An 806-nucleotide genomic window follows, 5' to 3' on the forward strand; every position below is an offset into this window, starting at 1 on the left:
ATATTAGAACAAACTCAAAAAAATGATTCTGATATCACCGATTGGCTAGTTTGGTTTTTAGATACATTGAATGATAGCCTTGAAAAAACCTTAGTACAGATCAATCGGACATTATTTAAAAGCCAGTTTTGGCATAAATATTCAAATTTAGCCCTGAGTGAAGAACAGCGCAAAGTCCTCAATCGTTTATTAGACGGTGGGGAAAATGGCTTTGAACATGGTATTAGCGCTTCACAATATCAAAAGGTTGCTAAAATTAGTAAGGCAACAGCTACTCGTCATTTATCTGACTTACTTGAGAAAGGTTGTATCGTCAAATTGGAAGGTGGGGGACGTAATACACGCTATCAGATCAATACTCAGTTATAGAAATTTAAGACATAAAAAAGCCCGACAGGATGTCGGGCTTTTTTATGTCTTAAATCTGGATTTCGTGTAAGAGATTTTATGTTAAATCAGTTGGCTATAAATTTTCAAAAATATCCTTAGTTTAATATTTTAATAAGCAAGTAAAGGGTAAGATGGGATTGAAAATCTTAAATTTCTGCAGGAAATTTAAATTAAAAGAAACGGGAGTTAATAGTATGAGTCAAGACCCTAAAAAATGTCCTGTTACCCACCTGACTACTGAAGCTGGTGCCCCTGTGGTCGATAATCAGAACAGTATGACGGCAGGTGCGCGTGGACCTTTACTTGCCCAAGATTTATGGTTGAATGAAAAATTAGCAAACTTCGTCCGCGAAGTGATTCCAGAGCGTCGTATGCACGCTAAAGGTTCAGGTGCTTTTGGTACCTTTACCGTGACC

General features: G+C 37.1%; 1 protein-coding gene and 1 pseudogene. Both read left to right on the top strand.

Features of this window, described 5'->3' with window-relative positions:
- Nucleotides 1-369, top strand: a pseudogene (locus RR876_RS16770) (DUF4172 domain-containing protein); the annotation flags it as partial.
- 215 nt (nt 370-584) lie between these two features.
- The coding region (locus tag RR876_RS16775) for a catalase (protein WP_332637165.1) at nt 585-806 on the top strand (222 nt) is incomplete at its 3' end.

Origin of the sequence: Acinetobacter sp. (assembly GCF_036666595.1) — a bacterium.
Classification (GTDB): Bacteria; Pseudomonadota; Gammaproteobacteria; order Pseudomonadales; family Moraxellaceae; genus Acinetobacter.